The 16,824-nt window shown below is 73.4% G+C and carries 14 protein-coding genes and 2 tRNA genes; 8 read left to right on the top strand and 8 right to left on the bottom strand.

Annotated elements, in window-relative coordinates; genetic code table 11:
- The first annotated feature begins 149 nt into the window (after nt 1–149).
- On the top strand, nt 150–935 hold the full coding sequence (locus tag ACFVVA_RS20590) for a DUF3152 domain-containing protein (protein WP_387691376.1): 786 nt from the start codon (nt 150–152) through the stop codon (nt 933–935).
- 37 nt (nt 936–972) lie between these two features.
- On the opposite strand, the gene ACFVVA_RS20585 is transcribed toward ACFVVA_RS20590, so the two are convergent.
- From ACFVVA_RS20585 to purS, 4 genes are all read right to left on the bottom strand, one after another.
- Nucleotides 973–1,788 carry a sterol carrier family protein gene (locus ACFVVA_RS20585; protein WP_387691374.1) on the bottom strand — a complete coding sequence of 272 codons (816 nt, stop codon included), beginning with the start codon at nt 1,786–1,788 and terminating at the stop codon, nt 973–975.
- Between the two features lie 67 nt (nt 1,789–1,855).
- The gene (gene purL / locus ACFVVA_RS20580; RefSeq protein ID WP_387691373.1) at nt 1,856–4,111 is read right to left on the bottom strand and encodes a phosphoribosylformylglycinamidine synthase subunit PurL; all 2,256 of its coding nucleotides are present in this window, start codon (nt 4,109–4,111) and stop codon (nt 1,856–1,858) included.
- Complete coding sequence (gene purQ, locus ACFVVA_RS20575; protein ID WP_359897716.1) at nt 4,111–4,788, bottom strand: phosphoribosylformylglycinamidine synthase subunit PurQ; 678 nt, start codon at nt 4,786–4,788, stop codon at nt 4,111–4,113. The genes purL and purQ overlap by 1 nt, the downstream gene beginning before the upstream one ends.
- On the bottom strand, nt 4,785–5,039 hold the full coding sequence (gene purS, locus ACFVVA_RS20570) for a phosphoribosylformylglycinamidine synthase subunit PurS (protein WP_049654013.1): 255 nt from the start codon (nt 5,037–5,039) through the stop codon (nt 4,785–4,787). Before purS ends, purQ begins: the two co-directional genes overlap by 4 nt.
- A 465-nt stretch (nt 5,040–5,504) precedes the next feature.
- On the opposite strand from purS, the gene ACFVVA_RS20565 reads away from it, so the two are divergent.
- The 7 genes from ACFVVA_RS20565 to ACFVVA_RS20535 all read left to right on the top strand — a co-directional run bounded on the left by ACFVVA_RS20565 (nt 5,505) and on the right by ACFVVA_RS20535 (nt 10,140).
- On the top strand, nt 5,505–5,822 hold the full coding sequence (locus ACFVVA_RS20565) for an Lsr2 family protein (protein WP_359897715.1): 318 nt from the start codon (nt 5,505–5,507) through the stop codon (nt 5,820–5,822).
- Between the two features lie 143 nt (nt 5,823–5,965).
- Nucleotides 5,966–6,038: transfer RNA gene (locus ACFVVA_RS20560), tRNA-Gly, on the top strand.
- Between the two features lie 39 nt (nt 6,039–6,077).
- Nucleotides 6,078–6,150, top strand: a tRNA-Gly gene (locus tag ACFVVA_RS20555).
- A gap of 187 nt (nt 6,151–6,337) precedes the next feature.
- On the top strand, nt 6,338–7,345 hold the full coding sequence (locus ACFVVA_RS20550; protein WP_387691370.1) for an ABC transporter ATP-binding protein: 1,008 nt from the start codon (nt 6,338–6,340) through the stop codon (nt 7,343–7,345).
- Complete coding sequence (locus tag ACFVVA_RS20545; RefSeq protein WP_387691368.1) at nt 7,342–8,172, top strand: ABC transporter permease; 831 nt, start codon at nt 7,342–7,344, stop codon at nt 8,170–8,172. The genes ACFVVA_RS20550 and ACFVVA_RS20545 overlap by 4 nt, the downstream gene beginning before the upstream one ends.
- 97 nt (nt 8,173–8,269) lie before the next feature.
- Nucleotides 8,270–9,499, top strand: a complete 1,230-nt coding sequence (locus ACFVVA_RS20540) for a sensor histidine kinase (protein WP_387691366.1) — start codon at nt 8,270–8,272, stop codon at nt 9,497–9,499.
- 17 nt (nt 9,500–9,516) lie between these two features.
- Nucleotides 9,517–10,140 (top strand): response regulator, encoded by a 624-nt coding sequence (locus ACFVVA_RS20535; protein ID WP_387691365.1) that lies wholly within the window; start codon nt 9,517–9,519, stop codon nt 10,138–10,140.
- Between the two features lie 27 nt (nt 10,141–10,167).
- Here ACFVVA_RS20535 and ACFVVA_RS20530 read toward each other — a convergent pair whose 3' ends face one another.
- The 4 genes from ACFVVA_RS20530 to purD form a co-directional block, all read right to left on the bottom strand.
- Complete coding sequence (locus ACFVVA_RS20530; protein ID WP_387691363.1) at nt 10,168–11,067, bottom strand: phosphoribosylaminoimidazolesuccinocarboxamide synthase; 900 nt, start codon at nt 11,065–11,067, stop codon at nt 10,168–10,170.
- 152 nt (nt 11,068–11,219) lie between these two features.
- Nucleotides 11,220–12,767: a N,N-dimethylformamidase beta subunit family domain-containing protein gene (locus ACFVVA_RS20525; RefSeq protein ID WP_387691361.1), complete on the bottom strand. Its 1,548-nt coding sequence runs from the start codon at nt 12,765–12,767 to the stop codon at nt 11,220–11,222.
- A gap of 228 nt (nt 12,768–12,995) precedes the next feature.
- Nucleotides 12,996–14,579 (bottom strand): hypothetical protein, encoded by a 1,584-nt coding sequence (locus ACFVVA_RS20520; protein WP_387691359.1) that lies wholly within the window; start codon nt 14,577–14,579, stop codon nt 12,996–12,998.
- A 671-nt stretch (nt 14,580–15,250) separates the two neighbouring features.
- Nucleotides 15,251–16,498 carry a phosphoribosylamine--glycine ligase gene (gene purD / locus ACFVVA_RS20515; protein WP_387691357.1) on the bottom strand — a complete coding sequence of 416 codons (1,248 nt, stop codon included), beginning with the start codon at nt 16,496–16,498 and terminating at the stop codon, nt 15,251–15,253.
- Between the last annotated feature and the right edge of the window lie 326 nt (nt 16,499–16,824).

Below are 16,824 nucleotides of genomic sequence, written 5' to 3'. Positions count from 1 at the left end.
GAAGTCACAGACGAGGCGTGTGGACATTCACCCGTTCGCCTGCCACTGTGAAGATCATGTCCGCAGCCCGATCCGTCGGCCGGCGCACCGCACCGCCCCGGAAGGGCGGTCGCCGACGCCGCAAGCCGCGACGCGGACCCGGTCCTGGCATGCTCACGGCATTCGTGGTCTCCGCAGTGGTCCTGGGGGCCGCGGCGATCATGCTGTACCGCCCAGCGGGCACCCCGGCCGCCGCCCCGACCGCCCAGGCGAGGGTCGCCCCGCCGGGCGAGCAGGCCACCACGGCGGCACCGACGGCGGAGCAGGCGCCGCCCCCGGCTCCCACCCCGGCCGACACCCCGCCGCCCGCCCCCGCCGCGCCGGACCCCGGCCCCACCAAGGGCGCGGGCACCTTCGCCGTCGCCCCGGCCACCGCCAAGCCGGTCGGACGCGGCAACGTGCGCCGCTACCGGGTCGAGGTCGAGGACGGCATCGGCATCGACGCCCCGACCGCCGCCACGCAGATCCACGCCATCCTCGGCGACAAACGAGGCTGGACCAACGACCGCAAGAACGGCTTCCAGCTGGTCGCCGACGGCCCGTACGACTTCGCCGTGAAGATCGCCTCGCCGGCCACCGTGGACCGGATCTGCGGCGCCTCCGGGCTGGACACCCACGGCGAGGTCAACTGCAACGTCGGCAACCAGGTGCTCGTCAACTCCAAGCGCTGGAACACCGGTTCACCGCAGTTCAGCGGACCGCTGGAGGAGTACCGGGCGCTGATCGTCAACCACGAGGTGGGCCACCGGATCGGCCACGGGCACGAGGGCTGCCCGGGCGAGGGCAAGCCCGCCCCCGCGATGATGCAGCAGATCTACGGCCTCAAGGGCTGCACGCCCAACGCCTGGCCGTACTCGGCACAGGGCACGTACGTGGGCGGGCCGTCCGTCCCGTAGAACCGCGGCTTCGGGGGCGGGTCCTGTCAGACATGCCCTAACAGAGCACCGGAAGGTACTCCCGCAGGTCGCTGCGCTCCCCCGAGGCGGACACCTCGGCCGCCTCCACCGCCGCCGCCCAGTCGGCCCGGCCGGTGGCCAGCCGGATCCAGGTCAGCGGATCGGTCTCCACCACGTTGGGCGGGGTGCCCCGGGTGTGCTTCGGCCCCGGCACCGCCTGGACGACCGCGAACGGCGGGACGCGCAGCTCGACGGCGCCGCCGGGCACCTGCCCGGCGAGGGCGTCGGCCAGCATCCGGGAGACGGTGGCGAGGGCCTCGCGGTCGTGCGGGAAGTCGTCCAGGCCGAGCGCGTCGGCCAGGTCGTCGGCGTGCACCACGGCCTCGATCAGCCGGGTCACCAGGTAGTCGCTCAGGAGCATCGGATGACCGCTCAGGAAGGTCACCCGCCGCTCCGGTTCCGCCGCGGCCCGGCGGTCGAGCACGGTCAGCACGGCGTCGAGCGACCGGTCGAACTCGGCGGCCACCTCCTTGGGCGGGCCGGCGAACCCGGCCGCCGTGTGCTCCGTGGTCGCGGCGTCGACGAAGCCGGCCATCGTCCCGGCCAGCGCCGCGTAGTCGGCCAGCGGGAGCACCGGCCCGTCCACCTCCGGCAGGTCCAGCACGACGGACAGCTGGCTCAGCGCCAGGCTCAGGTGGGTCACCAGCTCCCGCACCCTCCAGGCGCCGAGCCGGGTCGGCCGTTCCAGATCGGACTCCGTCAGCCGGTGCACGACCACGCGCACCGCCTCGCTCTGCGCCGTCAACGCGGCGCTCACCTTCTGCGGCTGATACGTACGGGACTTGGCAGGCATGGGCGTCAACATACGCCGAGGGGCGGGTGGTTCACCAGAGAACCAACCGCCCCTCGTCGACCGTGCGTCAGGCCAGCAGGGCCTCGATGACACCGGTGCGGGCGTCCTTCAGCTCGGCCAGCGAGACGCTGAACAGGCCCTGGACGTCCAGGCTTTCGCCGTCCACGACACCGATCCGGGTGGCCGGCAGGCCGCGCGCGGTGCACATGTCGTTGAACCGGAGCTCCTCGCTGCGCGGCACCGCCACGACGGCGCGGCCGGCCGACTCCGAGAACAGCAGGACGAACGGGTCCTGGCCCTCGGGCAGAACGATCCGCGCGCCGTGGCCGCCCTTGAGGCAGCTCTCCACCAGCGCCTGACCGAGACCGCCGTCGGACAGGTCGTGCGCGGCGTCGATCATGCCGTCGCGCGAGGCGGCGATCAGGATCTCGCCGAGCAGCCGCTCGCGCTCCAGGTCCACCGCGGGCGGCAGGCCGCCGAGGTGGTCGTGGACGGCCTGCGACCAGGCCGAGCCGCCGAGCTCGTCCGCCGTGTCGCCGAGCAGGTAGAGCAGCTGCCCCTCCTCGGCGAAGGCCAGCGGGGTGCGCCGGGTGACGTCGTCGATGACGCCGAGCACCGCGACCACCGGGGTCGGGTGGATGGCGACCTCGCCGGTCTGGTTGTACAGCGAGACGTTTCCGCCGGTGACCGGGGTGCCGAGCACCAGGCAGGCGTCGGCCAGGCCGCGGGTGGCCTCGGCGAACTGCCACATCACGTCCGGGTCCTCGGGGGAGCCGAAGTTGAGGCAGTCGGAGACGGCGAGCGGCTTGGCACCGCCGGCCGCGACGTTGCGGTACGCCTCGGCCAGGGCCAGCTGGGCGCCGGTGTACGGGTCCAGCTTGGCGAAGCGGCCGTTGCCGTCGGTGGCGACCGAGACGCCGAGGTTGGTCTCGTCGTCGATCCGGATCATGCCCGAGTCCTCGCCGTGCGAGAGCACGGTGTTGCCGAGCACGTAGCGGTCGTACTGGTCGGTGATCCAGGACTTGGAGGCCTGGTTCGGGTGGCTCGCGACCTTCAGCAGGTCGACCTTGAGGCCCTCGCCGGTGGTCGGGCGGGCCAGCCGCTCGGCGGTCGGGGCGTCGGCCTGCAGCGCGTCCTGCCAGCTCGGGCGGGCGTACGGGCGCTCGTAGGTCGGACCCTCGTGGGCGACGGTGCGCGGCGGGACGTCCACCACGAGCTCGCCGTGCCAGAAGATCTCCAGGCGCTCGCCGTCGGTCACCTCACCGATGACGTTGGCGATGACGTCCCACTTCTCGCAGATCTCCAGGAAGCGGTCGACCTTGTCGGGCTCCACGATCGCGCACATGCGCTCCTGCGACTCGCTCATGAGGATCTCCTCCGGCGAGAGCGTGTGGTCGCGCAGGTGCACGGTGTCGAGCTCGATCCGCATGCCGCCGGAGCCGGCCGAGGCCAGCTCGCTGGTGGCGCAGGACAGGCCGGCGCCGCCGAGGTCCTGGATGCCCTTGACGAGCTTCTCCCGGAAGATCTCCAGGGTGCACTCGATCAGGAGCTTCTCCTGGAACGGGTCGCCGACCTGGACGGCCGGGCGCTTGGCCGGCTTGCTGTCGTCGAAGGTCTCGGAGGCGAGCACCGAGACGCCGCCGATGCCGTCGCCGCCGGTGCGGGCGCCGTACAGGATGACCTTGTTGCCGGCGCCGGAGGCCTGCGCGAGGTGGATGTCCTCGTGCTTCATGACGCCCACGCACAGCGCGTTGACCAGCGGGTTGCCCTGGTAGCAGGAGTCGAAGACGACCTCGCCGCCGATGTTCGGCAGGCCCAGGCAGTTGCCGTAGCCGCCGATGCCCGCGACGATCCCGGGCAGCACGCGCCGGGTGTCCGGGTGGTCGGCCGCACCGAAGCGCAGCGGGTCCATCACGGCGACCGGGCGGGCGCCCATCGCCAGGATGTCGCGCACGATGCCGCCGATGCCGGTGGCCGCGCCCTGGTAGGGCTCGATGTACGACGGGTGGTTGTGCGACTCGACCTTGAAGGTGACCGCGTACCCCTGGCCGACGTCGACGACGCCGGCGTTCTCGCCGATGCCGACGAGCATCGCGTCCGAATCCGGCTTCTTCTCGCCGAACTGCTTCAGGTGGACCTTGCTGCTCTTGTACGAACAGTGCTCCGACCACATGACCGAGTACATGGCGAGTTCGGCGCCGGTCGGGCGGCGGCCGAGGATCTCCCGGATGCGCGCGTACTCGTCCTCCTTGAGGCCGAGCTCGGCCCAGGGCTGGGCGGCGTCCGGGGTCTGCTCGGCGTTCTTGACGGTGTCGAGGCTCATCAGGCGTTCACCAGCTGCTTCAGGACGGAAGTGAAGAAGCCCAGGCCCTCGGTGGTCGGGCCGGTGAGCGGCTCCACGGCGTGCTCCGGGTGCGGCATCAGGCCGACGACATTGCCGGCGGCGTTGGTGATGCCGGCGATGTCGCGGTACGAACCGTTCGGGTTGACGTCCAGGTAACGGGCGACGACCCGGCCCTCCGCCTCCAGTTCGTCCAGCACCCGCTCCTCGGCGACGAAGCGGCCCTCGCCGTTCTTCAGCGGGACGACGATTTCCTGGCCGACCGAGTAATCCCGGGTCCAGGCGGTGCCGGCGTTCTCGATGCTCAGCTTCTGGTCGCGGCAGATGAAGTGCAGCGAGTCGTTCCGGGTGAGCGCCCCGGGCAGCAGGTGCGATTCGCAGAGCACCTGGAAGCCGTTGCAGATACCGAGCACCGGCATTCCGAGCTTCGCCTGCTCGATGACGGTCTCCATCACCGGCGAGAAGCGGGAGATCGCACCGCAGCGCAGATAGTCGCCGTAACTGAATCCGCCGGGCAGGACGACGGCGTCGACCTGGTGGAGATCCTTGTCACGGTGCCACAGGGCGACCGGCTCGGCGCCGGCGAGGCGGACCGCCCGCTGCGCGTCGCGGTCGTCGAGGGAGCCGGGGAAAGTGACGACGCCGACGCGGGTGGTCACTTGCCCTCCTCCTCGACCCGGACGGTGAAGTCCTCGATCACGGTGTTGGCGAGAAAGGTCTCGGCGGCTTCGCGGATACGGGCGAGCGCCGCGTCGTCGACCGGGCCCTCCACATCCAGCTCGAAACGCTTGCCCTGGCGGACGTCGGCGATCCCGGTGAATCCGAGGCGGGGCAGTGCACGCTGCACCGCCTGTCCCTGGGGGTCGAGGATCTCCGGCTTGAGCATGACGTCGACTACGACGCGTGCCACTGGCACTCCCGGTGGTGTCTTCGGTGAGGCGGGGGAACTCCAGACTACCGGTGGTTTCGGGCAGGATTGCTGGCCGGGGATAGCGACGCGCGTAGACCCGAGACCCTTACGCCACAAGGGATCCGGACCCCTCACCCGCCGCCCGGGCCGGCCGGTTTCCGTGGAATCGGCACTCGGAACGGCCCCGCCCGGAGAACACCCGAATACGGCACTTGGGGACAGAACCGCCCGTCCCGCACATCGGTATCCAGGAGTCCCGCGAAGAGACGTGAATATCCGGAAAAGAATGCCGGACTCTTCGATTTCTGCCCCCTTCGGGTGCAGAATAGGGCCACCTGTCGCGGCAAGTGCTGCGTATCAGGCGAGCCGTCCGGCCCGCCCGTACGCGCTTGCGCGAGTTGGTGCACATCAGGCCCCGGTACCCCCTCGGACCGGCGGCCGAATTGCCCGAGAGGATTGACACCCATGGCACAGCGTGTAGTTGTCACGCTCTCCGACGACCTGGACGGCGGCTCCGCCGCGGAAACCGTCCACTTCGGCGTCGACGGGAAGTCGTACGAGATCGACCTGTCCGTGGACAACGCGGAAAAGCTGCGGGAGGCCCTCGCTCCGTTCGTCGCCGCCGGCCGCCGCCAGAGCCGCACCGGAAAGTCCTTCCGCCGCACCGCCCTCACCCCGGACCCGGCCGCCGTCCGCGCCTGGGCCCTGTCCCGCGGGATGGAACTGCCGGCCCGCGGCCGCATCCCCAAGCACGTGTACGAGGCGTTCGCCGAGGCGAACTGAGCCTCGCGGGAGTCCGCTCCCCGGTCGCCCCGCCCGCCCTGGCCGAAAGGGTGGGGCGACCACCCCGAACGATGCTGTAGAGTATTCCTCGTCGCCGCAACGGAGAGATCCGAAGAGGCGGCGGGTGCCCCACCAGGCACCATGCGGACGTGGCTCAGTTGGTAGAGCATCACCTTGCCAAGGTGAGGGTCGCGAGTTCGAATCTCGTCGTCCGCTCGCAGTGCGCGAGCACAGCACAACTCAATAGTTTGTCCTGCGGACGTGGCTCAGTTGGTAGAGCATCACCTTGCCAAGGTGAGGGTCGCGAGTTCGAATCTCGTCGTCCGCTCAGATACGAAGGGCCCCCTCGTTTGAGGGGGCCCTTCGGCATTCCTCCCCGCACCCCCGGCACGGCGGTGCCCCGGGCGCCGGCGATATCGGCCATGACATTTGTCATCGCCGACCCGTGGATCCCCACCGCGATGTCATGACGGCCCGCACTGCCCGCGCGGCCCGGTCGGCGGAAGGCTTGGGGCATGGAGACGAGCCGGGCCCCCCGCCCCAGCGAAGACGTGATCGAGGTCACCGACCTGCACCGCCACTACGGCGGCGGTACCACCGGGTACCACGCCGTGCGCGGCGTCGACCTGACCGTCCGCCGCGGCGAGCTGTTCGCCCTGCTCGGCACCAACGGGGCCGGCAAGACCTCCACCATGGAGGTCATCGAGGGCCTGGCCGCGCCCTCCGGCGGCACCGTCCGGGTGCTCGGCCTGGACCCCCACAAGGAGCGCGCCGCCGTCCGCCCGCGGATCGGCATCATGCTCCAGGAGGGCGGCTTCCCCGGCGAGCTCACCGCCGCCGAGACCGGCCGCGTCTGGGCCGGGATGACCAGCGGCGCCCGCCCGGTGGCGGAGGCGCTGGAGCTGGTCGGCCTCGGCCACCGCGCGAACGTCCGGGTCAAGCAGCTGTCCGGCGGCGAGAAGCGCCGGCTGGACCTCGCGATGGCCCTGCTCGGCCGCCCCGAGGTGCTCTTCCTGGACGAGCCCAGCACCGGCCTCGACCCCGAGGCGCGCGCCGCCGTCTGGCAGCTGGTCCGCGAGCTGCGCGCCCAGGGCACCACGGTGCTGCTCACCACCCACTACCTGGAGGAGGCCGAGGAGCTCGCCGACCGGCTGGCCATCATGCACGGCGGCCGGGTCGTCACCTCGGGCACCGTCGCCGAGGTGATCGCCGACCGGCCCGCCCGGATCGGCTTCGAGCTTCCCGAGTTCACCGGCGCCGCACTGCCTGTCCTGGCCGGGGCCGAACTCGCGCTCGACGGCCGCAAGGTCACCGTGCAGACCCTCGCGCTCCAGGACACCCTCACCGACCTGCTCGGCTGGGCCCGGCACCACGGGATCGTGCTCGGCGCCCTGGACGCCCGCAGCGCCTCGCTGGAGGAGGCCTTCCTCGCGATCGCCTCCGAGGCCGCCCACCAGAACCCCCCGCAGGCGCCCGCCGCCGACCGCCCCGCCCGCCGCCGCCTGATCGGATCCGCCCGATGACCACCACCGCCGCCACCGCCGCCTCCGGTCCGCAGAGCACCGCCGCCCGCCGGCTGCTCGCCCTCGGCCGGGCCGAGGCCACCCTGCTGCTGCGCAACCGCACAGCCCTGTTCACCGCCCTGGCGCTGCCGCTGTTCCTGGTCTTCACCCTGAAGGGCGTGCTCTCCCAGCAGGCCGAGTCCAACCCCGGACTGGACGTCGACTCGCTGCTGGTCTACGGCTCGGTCGGGATGATCCTGGCCTTCGTCGTGTACTACAACCTGACCGCCGCGTACGTCGGGCGGCGCGGCGAGCTGGTCCTCAAGCGGCTGCGCACCGGCGAGGCCCGAGACATCGAGATCCTGCTCGGCACGGCCGTCCCCTCGGTCGCGCTCGGCCTGATGATGGCCGCCCTGATCGGGATCGGCGGCAGCCTCGGCCTCCACCTGGCCGTACCGGTCAACCCGGTGCTGATGCTGGTCGGCCTGCTCCTGGCGCTGGCCACCATGATCGCCCTGGCCGCGCTGTCCAGCGCCTTCACCAGGACCGTGGAGAGCGCGGGCATCACCACCCTGCCGATCATGCTGGTGATGCAGCTCGGCTCCGGGCTGTTCATCCCGCTGGAGGTCATGCCCAAGCAGCTGGCCGACATCTGCCGCCTGCTGCCGACCACCCCGGCCTTCCAGCTGATCCGCGTCGGCTGGTTCGGCACCGACGGCTCGGCCGCCGCGACCGGCTTCGCCGGCTCCTGGGGCGCCGCCGGCTCGCACCTGGTCACCGGGGCGATCTGGCTGGGCCTGGCGGTCTGGGGCGCGGTGCGCTACTTCCGCTGGGAGCCGCGCCGCTGAGCATCGAGCGGTAATCCGAAGGAACGCCCCCAGTACGGCCTCTGATATGAAGGCAGGAAGCAGGATCGTGGTCGAACTGGGGGCGGAAGAATTGAGAATGCGGTCGCCGCATCGGCACTGGAGCAGCCTGAGCAAACCCCAGCGCACCGAGCTGTACCTGCGCTGGTCGCTCTACCTGATGGCGCTGTTCGTCCTCCCCGGCGTCCTGCTCGGCGCCGGGAGCGCCGCCGGTCAGGCCGGGAACATCCCGGTGATCCGGATCTCCGTGCTGATCGGGCTCGCCACCACCCTGGTCCTGCTGCGGACCTACCGCGTCGCGATGGACCACTACCTCGGCCGCCCCACCGACCCCCGGCTCTGGCTCGCCCTCTCGGTCGGCCTCGCGGTGACGGGCTCCTGGACCGTCCTGCTGTTCGGCCCCGCCGACGGCGGACCGGAAAGCCCGGGAGGCCTCCCCTTCACCCTGTTCGTCACCAGCAGCCTGCTGCTGTTCGCCCACGGCCCGGTGTGCGTGGCGCTGGCTCCCCGCCGGGCCGCCGCCGTCGGGCTGGGCATGCTGCTGGCCGTCTACCCGGCCGCGGTACTCGCCGGGATCGACCCCGGCGGCACCGCCGGCTACCTGACCGGACTGACCGTCGGGATGGTCTTCCTCGGCCCCAGCTGCCGCAGCTTCGCCTGGCTGACCTCGATCGTCTGGGAGCTGGACGCCGCCCGCGAGGCCCAGTCCCGGCTGGCCGTCGCCGAGGAGCGGCTGCGCTTCTCCCGCGACCTCCACGACGTGATGGGCCGCAACCTCACCACCATCGCGCTGAAGAGCGAGCTCGCCGTCCAGCTCGCCCGCCGGGGGCGCGAGGAGGCCGCCGACCAGATGGCCGAGGTGCAGAAGATCGCCCAGGAGTCGCAGCGCGAGGTCCGGGACGTCATCCGCGGCTACCGCACCGCCGACCTGCACGCCGAGGCGATCGGCGCCCGGGCGGTGCTGCGCTCGGCCGACGTCTCCTGCGAGATCGACCTCGGCGAGCACGCCGACCGGCTGCCGGGCCCGGTCCAGTCGGTGTTCGGCTGGGTGATCCGCGAGGCCACCACCAACGTGCTGCGGCACAGCGAGGCCGGCCGCTGCCTGATCCGGCTGCGGACCGAGGACGGACGGGCCGTACTGGAGCTGGAGAATGACGGGGTGCCCGACATCCCGTTCCCCTCCCAGGGCAGCGGCACCGGGCTGCGCGGACTGCGCGAGCGGCTCGCCGCCCACGACGGCGAACTGACCGTGTCGACCGCCGAGGCGGGCGTCTTCCGGATGCTCGCCACCGTCCCGCTCCCCCGCTGAGGAAGAAAGACCGCCCGATGACCGAGAACGCCGCGCCCGTCCGCGTCCTGCTCGCCGACGACGAGCACCTGATCCGGGGCGCGCTGGCCGCGCTGCTCTCGCTGGAGGACGACATCGAGGTGGTCGCCCAGGCCGGCTCCGGCACCGAGGCAGTGGCCATGGCGCTGGCCCACCGCCCGGACGTCGCGGTGCTGGACCTCCAGATGCCGGGCAAGGACGGCATCGAGGTGGCCACCCAGCTGCGGCTGGCGCTGCCGGACTGCCGCTGCATGATCGTCACCGGCCACGGCCGCCCCGGCTACCTGAAGCGGGCGCTGGAGGTCGGGGTGCGCGGCTTCCTGCCGAAGACCGTCTCGGCGGCGGACCTGGCCGGCATCATCCGCACCGTGCGCTCCGGCGGCCGGTACGTGGACCCCGAGCTGGCGGCGGACGCGATCAGCGCCGGCGAGACCCCGCTGACCCCGCGCGAGACGGACGTCCTGGAGCTGGCCGCCGACGGCACCCCGATCGCCGAGATCGCCGAACGGGCCTCGCTCTCCCAGGGCACCGTGCGCAACTACCTGTCCTCGGCGGCCACCAAGCTGGGCGCGGAGAACCGCCACGCGGCGGTGCGGATCGCCCGCGAGCACGGCTGGATCTGAGGCCGTGCCCGCGGGCGGTCGAGCGGGTCAGGCCCAGGTGGTCCCGGTCAGCCGCTCGTACACGTCGATGTACTTGGCGCGGGTCAGCTCGACGATCTCGGCCGGCAGCGCCGGCGGCGGCTGCTCGCTGTAGCGGTCCCAGCCGGAGTCCGGGGAGACCAGCCAGTCGCGGATCAGCTGCTTGTCGAAGGACGACTGCGAGCGGCCCGCCTCGTACTCGTCGGCCGGCCAGTAGCGGGAGGAGTCCGGGGTGAGCACCTCGTCGCCGATCACCAGCTCGCCGTCCAGCAGGCCGAACTCGAACTTGGTGTCGGCCAGGATGATGCCGCGCTCGCGGGCGATGTCCCGGGCCCGGGCGTAGACGTCCAGGGTGGTGCGGCGCAACTGCGAGGCGAGTTCGGCGCCGATCCGGCGGGCGGTCTCCTCGTAGGAGACGTTCTCGTCGTGCTCGCCGACCTCGGCCTTGAGCGCGGGGGTGTAGATCGGGGCGGGCAGCTCGGAGCTGTTCTCCAGGCCCTCGGGCAGCGCGATGCCGCAGACCGTGCGGCTCTCCTGGTACTCGGCCAGGCCGGAGCCGGCCAGGTAGCCGCGGGCGACCGCCTCGACCGGGATCATCTCCAGGCTGCGGCAGACCAGCGTGCGGCCCTTCCAGTCGGCCGGGGCGCCGGCCGGGACCTCGGTGGAGATCACGTGGTTGGGAACGATGTCGGCGATCCGGTCGAACCACCACAGCGACAGCTGGGTGAGGATGCGGCCCTTGTCCGGGATCTCGTTCGGCAGCACCCAGTCGTGGGCGGACGTCCGGTCGCTGGCCACCATGACCAGCTCGCCCGAACCGGTGCGGTAGAGGTCGCGCACCTTGCCGGTGTGCAGGTGGACCAGGCCGGGTACCTGGACCGGCTCGGGCTTGGTGACAAATCCGCTCAAGGTGTTCAGTCCTCAGGGGTCGTTCACGGGCGGGGGCACCGCGAAAGGGGAGGTCACTGCCCCCGCAGTCTTTCACGCCCGCCGGAACGCCGGTTCTCCGGCCACCGCGCGCCGGTTCTCGGCTGCCGCGCGCCGGTTCTCGGCCACCGTGGTCAGTGCAGCTGGTTCTTGCAGAGCCGGTCCAGCAGGTTGGCGGTGGCCCGCTGGATGCGCTCGTCGGTCAGGCCCGGGCGCCCCAGCGCGGGCGACCAGGCGAAGGTGCCGGCCGCGAAGACGTACGCGCCGCTGGGCGCGCGGTACAGCGAGGTCTCCTGGTAGCGGGTGCGGCCGGCCGGGTCCTGGTACGGCGAGTGCGCCAGCAGCACCCGCTCGACGTGTTCGGGCAGCGCCACCTTGGGGTAGTAGCGGTCGGCCTCGCCGGCGACCAGCCCGGGCAGCTCGTCGCCCTCCTGGAGGCCGGTGCCGTCCCAGAGCCAGTGCGCGGTGTGCCGGGCGACCAGTGGGACGGGCGCGGCGACCCGCCCCGAGTACTGCACCCCGAGCAGGTGCTGCTCGGGCTCCCCGGCGTCCCGCCACAGCGCGCTGGCCGCGCCGGGCGCCCCGGCGGCCGGGCTGCCGGCGCCGACCTTCTGCCGTTTGCGGCAGTTGAGCAGCCGGTTGGGCTCGCCGGAGGCGGCGGCGGTCAGCTCGACCCGCCAGTACATGGTGTTGGCGGAGAGGAACACCAGCGAGGTGCCGCCGTCCCTGGCCCGCTCGGCGGCCCGGCGCATCGGCTCGGACCAGTACTCGTCGTGGCCGGGGAAGACCAGCGCCCGGTGCCGGGACGGGTCCACCAGGCCGGCGTGCAGGTCGGTGGCGGTGGCGTAGGAGAGGTCGTAGCCGAAGCGCTCGGCCCAGCGGATGAAGTCGTACGCGTGGCCGACGTGCAGCGGCAGTCCGGCGGTGGCGTGCGGGCGGTCGAAGGAGACGGTGACGGCCGCCTCCGGCTCGCCGACCAGGCCGCCCCGGCCGTCCCAGGCGTGGTAGAGGCTGGCGCCGGTACGGCCGTCCTCGGGGAAGAGGTTGTACGCCTGCCAGGTCACGTCCGGGAGCACCAGGAGCAGTTCGGCGGTGCGCGTCCGGTCCTCGAAGTCCCGGACGGTGAAGGGGATGTGGCTGCGGTGCAGCATGTCCGCGGTGGTCAGCACGGCGACGTAGGCGCCGGGCTTCCAGTGCGCCGGGATCTGCTGCCGCCAGGAGTGCCACCAGTGGTGGCAGGAGACCGTCCGGTCGACCACCAGCGGGGCGGGCTGGGCGAGGCCGGCGATCGACGGGCTGGAGGTCATGTGGCGGGCGCCGTCGCCGCCGTAGTGGCCGATCCGGAAGATGTTCACGGTGAACTCGCGGGGCGGGTTGACGGTGACCCGGAAGTCCACCGAGCCGCCGGGGCGGACCACCCCGGCCGAGGCGAAGCCCTTGATCTGCTGGTCCACGTCGTTGGCGCCCTGCGGGGTTCCGACGGACGGCTTCCTGCGGACTCCGGCCGTCAGTGACTGCTGGCCCGGCGCGCCCACCGAGACGTACCAGGGCACGGCGCCCTCCGCCCCGGCCAGGTACTGGTCCGGGCTGCGCAGCCAGGGCAGCGGGCCCTGGCCGAAGGGGTCGGAGACGCTGTAGGCGTGCGTCCCCGACTCCCAGCGGCGGTTGAGTTCGGTCCCCACGCGCCCCTCCCAGGTGCACTTCCGCCCGGTTGGCACGTGCCCCCCGGATGTGCGTGCGGTCTAATACACCACAGACTGCTGGCGCAGCGTCACCCTCCGGTAGCGATTGGTGCGGGGAATCTCGCGCGCCTCCCGGGAGGGGCCTCCGGCCTGCGAAGACGCCCGGCGGCCGGCCCTTTTGGGGGCGCGTGCGGTGGTGCCGAGCGCCCTCCTGTGACTCCCGGGACGTCAGAGGCGCACGGGTTTCTCAAGACGGACGTCGGCGGCGTCCAGCCAGGCGCGCAGCGGACCGTCCTGGCCCTGTTCGACGGCCTGGGCGACCGGACCGGCCAGGTCGGTGCGGCGCACCCCGCCGAGCAGCAGCACCGGCCCGTCCAGCCAGTCCAGGCCGGGGGCGCCGCCGGCGGTGTCCACGGCGGCGCAGCAGACCATCGCGGTGACGTGGTCGACCAGCAGGTCGCGGCCGCTGCGGTCGGGTTCGAGCAGCGGGGCCGGGGCGGTGGTGCGGGCCAGCTGGGCGGCGAGCGCGGCGGCCAGCAGCTCTCCGTCGCCCTCGGCGAGCCGGCCCAGCAGCCGGGTGAGGGTCGGGGCGCCGGGGCGGGACTGCGGGGCGAGCCGGTCCAGGGCCGTCTGCAGGGTGGCGGCGCCCGCCCGCCAGCCGGCGTCCACCACCTCGGCCGGGTAGTCGGCCCACTCCAGCTCGCGCCAGGCGCCGGCCGCCGGGCGGCCGAAGAACAGGTCGGCGGCGAGCCGGGAGACCGCCCGGTCGACGGTGCCGGGCTCCTCCAGCAGGTCGCAGGCGGGGCGGTCGCCGAGCCGGCTGCCGTAGCCGTCGGCCAGCCGGTCGCGCCGGGACAGCTCGGTGAGCGCGGCGACCACGCCGGCGTTGAGGTGGGCCGGGTGGCGGCCGAGCCGCCAGGCGGGCAGCGCGACCCGGGTGAGCAGCCGGTCCCAGCCCGCGTAGGCCAGGCCGACCTGCTCCTGGGCGGCGATCCGCAGTCCGTAGTCGACCGTCCTGGCCTGCTCGGAGGCCCAGCTCGCGACCGAGCGCTCCAGCTCGGCGGAGTGGCCCCGGCAGGCGCCGAGCAGGCGGCGCACGACCCTGCGGACGATCCGGTCGGCGAGCGCGGCCGGACCGCGCCGGGGCGGCCGGGGCGGGGCGGCCAGGGTGGCGCCGCCGAGACCGGGGGCCGCGCCGGCGCCGGAGTCCAGACAGGCGTCCAGGCTGCGCAGGAAGCGCCGGGCGGCGGCGATCTCCGGGTCGGCGGAGGCGGCGGTGCCGGCCACCACGGGGGCGAGCAGGGCGCGCAGTTCGCCGGCCCGCATCCACCACAGGAAGGGCGAGCCGATCACCAGGACGGGGGCGGGCGCCCCGGGCCCGGGCCGGGCCGGAGCCGTCCGCCGGCTCGGCGGGACGTCCTCCAGCCAGCTGTCGCAGTCCGGGGTGAGGGCCACGGCGGAGGGCGCGGGCACCTCCAGCCGGTCGGCCAGCTCGCCGATCAGCCGGTACAGCTCGGGGGCGTCGGCGCGCTCCAGCGGGACGGCCGGGGTGCGCGGCGGGACGGTCCGGTGCAGGGCCCGGGCGGTCAGCCCGGCCACCGCCAGGGTCAGCGCGGCGACCGCGCAGACCGCCCAGCGGGCGGCGTCCCAGCCCGCGGCGTCGGCGGCCCCGGGCGCGCCGATCCGGCCGGTGAACCGGCCGGCGAGCAGGACCACCGCCACGGCGGCGGGCAGGGCGGCGGCGGCCCGGGCGAGGCCTCGGATCCGCAGCACCACCTGGGCGTGAGCGCGCGCGATGTCGATTGCGGCCATACGGTGCGGCACCCCCTTCGGAGCCCTCGGGCGCCCGGCTTCGGGCCCTGAGCCGACTCGAAACGATCAGTTCCGACCGGGAAGCGGAGGCGTCCGATCCCGGTAGTGCATGCTGCGTGGCGCTACTGACATTTTCGACGCCCCGGTCCGGGTGGGCGTTCCGGATCACCCCGGTTTCCACTCGTCCCGGTGACACCGCCCGGTTGTTCCGGTGACGCCGCCCGGTTGTTCCGGTGGTTCCGGTGACACCGCCCGGACGCCGGCGACCGGTCCGGTGCGAAGCACCCCGACGACCGACCGGCCGGACGCCGTCCAGCATCCCCCCGTGGGAGCACCGCTACCCGGCGGCGACCCCGGCGCACGGGCCCCGCGCACCGCGATCCAGCGCACCATAAGGCCGCGCGGCCGGTTGCGTCAGCCGGATACGGGTGCTGTCACCCGATGGGCTGGAATCCGTCGGCCGAACGGTGCGTCGGCCCCCGCGGCCGCTCCAGCCCCGAAACGCCGGGAACGCTGCGCCCATGGGGTTGACCGGTGGGCGCAGATGTTCGAATCCCGCTCGCCCCTGCTGGTACGGGCGGCCGCGGGCCGCCGCCCGTACCGCGGTGGCACGCACCGCGGCCCCCGTGCGAGCGGTTCGCACGGGGGCCGCGGTCGGAGCGGGCGGGGGCTCAGGCGGTGGCCGCCTTCAGCGCGATGTCGGTGCGGTGCTGGCCGCCCTTGAGGGAGATCCGGTCCACCGCGGCGTACGCGCGCTCGCGCGCCTCGGCCAGGTCGGTGCCGGTGGCGGTGACCGACAGGACGCGGCCGCCGGCGCTCAGCACCCGGCCGTCCTCGTCCGCCTTCGTCCCGGCGTGCAGCACGAACGCGGTGCCGTCCGCCTCCGCCTCGGCCAGGCCCTCGATCGGGTCGCCGGTGCGCGGGGCGTCCGGGTAGCCCTCGGAGGCGACGACCACGGTGACGGCCGCGCCCTCGTCCCAGCGCAGCGGCTCCAGCTGGTCCAGGCTTCCGGTGGCGGAGGCGAGCAGCACGCCCGCCAGCGGGGTGCGCAGCCGGGCCAGCACGACCTGGGTCTCCGGGTCGCCGAAGCGGGCGTTGAACTCGATCACCCGGGTGCCGCGCGAGGTGAGCGCCAGGCCCGCGTACAGCAGGCCGGAGAACTCGGTGCCGCGGCGGCGCAGCTCGTCCACGGTCGGCTGGAGGACGGTCTCCAGGACCTCCTCGACCAGCCCGGCGGGCGCCCACGGCAGCGGGGAGTAGGCGCCCATGCCGCCGGTGTTCGGGCCCTCGTCTCCGTCCAGCGCGCGCTTGAAGTCCTGGGCGGGCTGGAGCGGGACGACGGTGGTGCCGTCGGTGATCGCGAACAGCGAGACCTCGGGGCCGTCCAGGTACTCCTCGATGACCACGCGCTCGCAGCCGGCGGCGTGCGCCAGCGCGGCCGCGCGGTCGGAGGTGACCACGACGCCCTTGCCGGCGGCCAGGCCGTCGTCCTTGACCACGTACGGGGCGCCGAAGGCGTCCAGCGCCTCGGCGGCCTCGGCCGCGGTGGTGCAGACGTAGGACCGGGCGGTGGGGACGCCGGCCGCGGCCATCACATCCTTGGCGAAGGCCTTGGAGCCCTCCAGTTCGGCGGCCGCGGCGGACGGGCCGAACACCGGGATGCCGGCCGCGCGCACGGCGTCCGCGACGCCGGCCACCAGCGGGGCCTCCGGGCCGACCACCACCAGGGCGGCACCGAGCCGGCCGGCCAGCGCGGCGACCTGCGCGCCGTCCAGCTGGTCGACCGGGTGGACCGTCGCGACCTGCGCGATCCCGGCGTTGCCCGGGGCACAGTGCAGTTCGGTCACTGCGGGATCTTGGGACAGGGAGCGGCACAGGGCGTGTTCGCGGGCGCCGCCGCCGATGACGAGGACCTTCACGCCTGGCAGCGTAGTCGGTGGCCTGTTCCGGCCGCTCTCCGGTCCCGTCGGATCCTCCAGCGGAGGAGCTCCGTACGCCGAGGATGTCGGAGAATCCTCCAAGCCCGGCGGGGCCGGTTCGGCGGTGGGTGGTCGGGTCACGACGTCGGGTCACCGGCCCCTCGCTCGGACGGGTGAAATCTCGCCGCCTCCCGCAACCCGCCCACCTCGGGTTCCGTTGGCCGAAACCGGTAACGATCAGCGGAGAAGCGCCCCCACGGTCAGCCATTTGGCGGTAAGAAGTGCTGTTGGAGAACCACCGGCGGACACCACGTCAGCCGTTGCGC

The sequence above is a fragment of the Kitasatospora sp. NPDC058048 genome, from assembly GCF_042885555.1.
GTDB lineage: Bacteria > Actinomycetota > Actinomycetes > Streptomycetales > Streptomycetaceae > Kitasatospora > Kitasatospora lactacystinica.
This window is presented reverse-complemented; position numbering and strand designations above follow the sequence as displayed.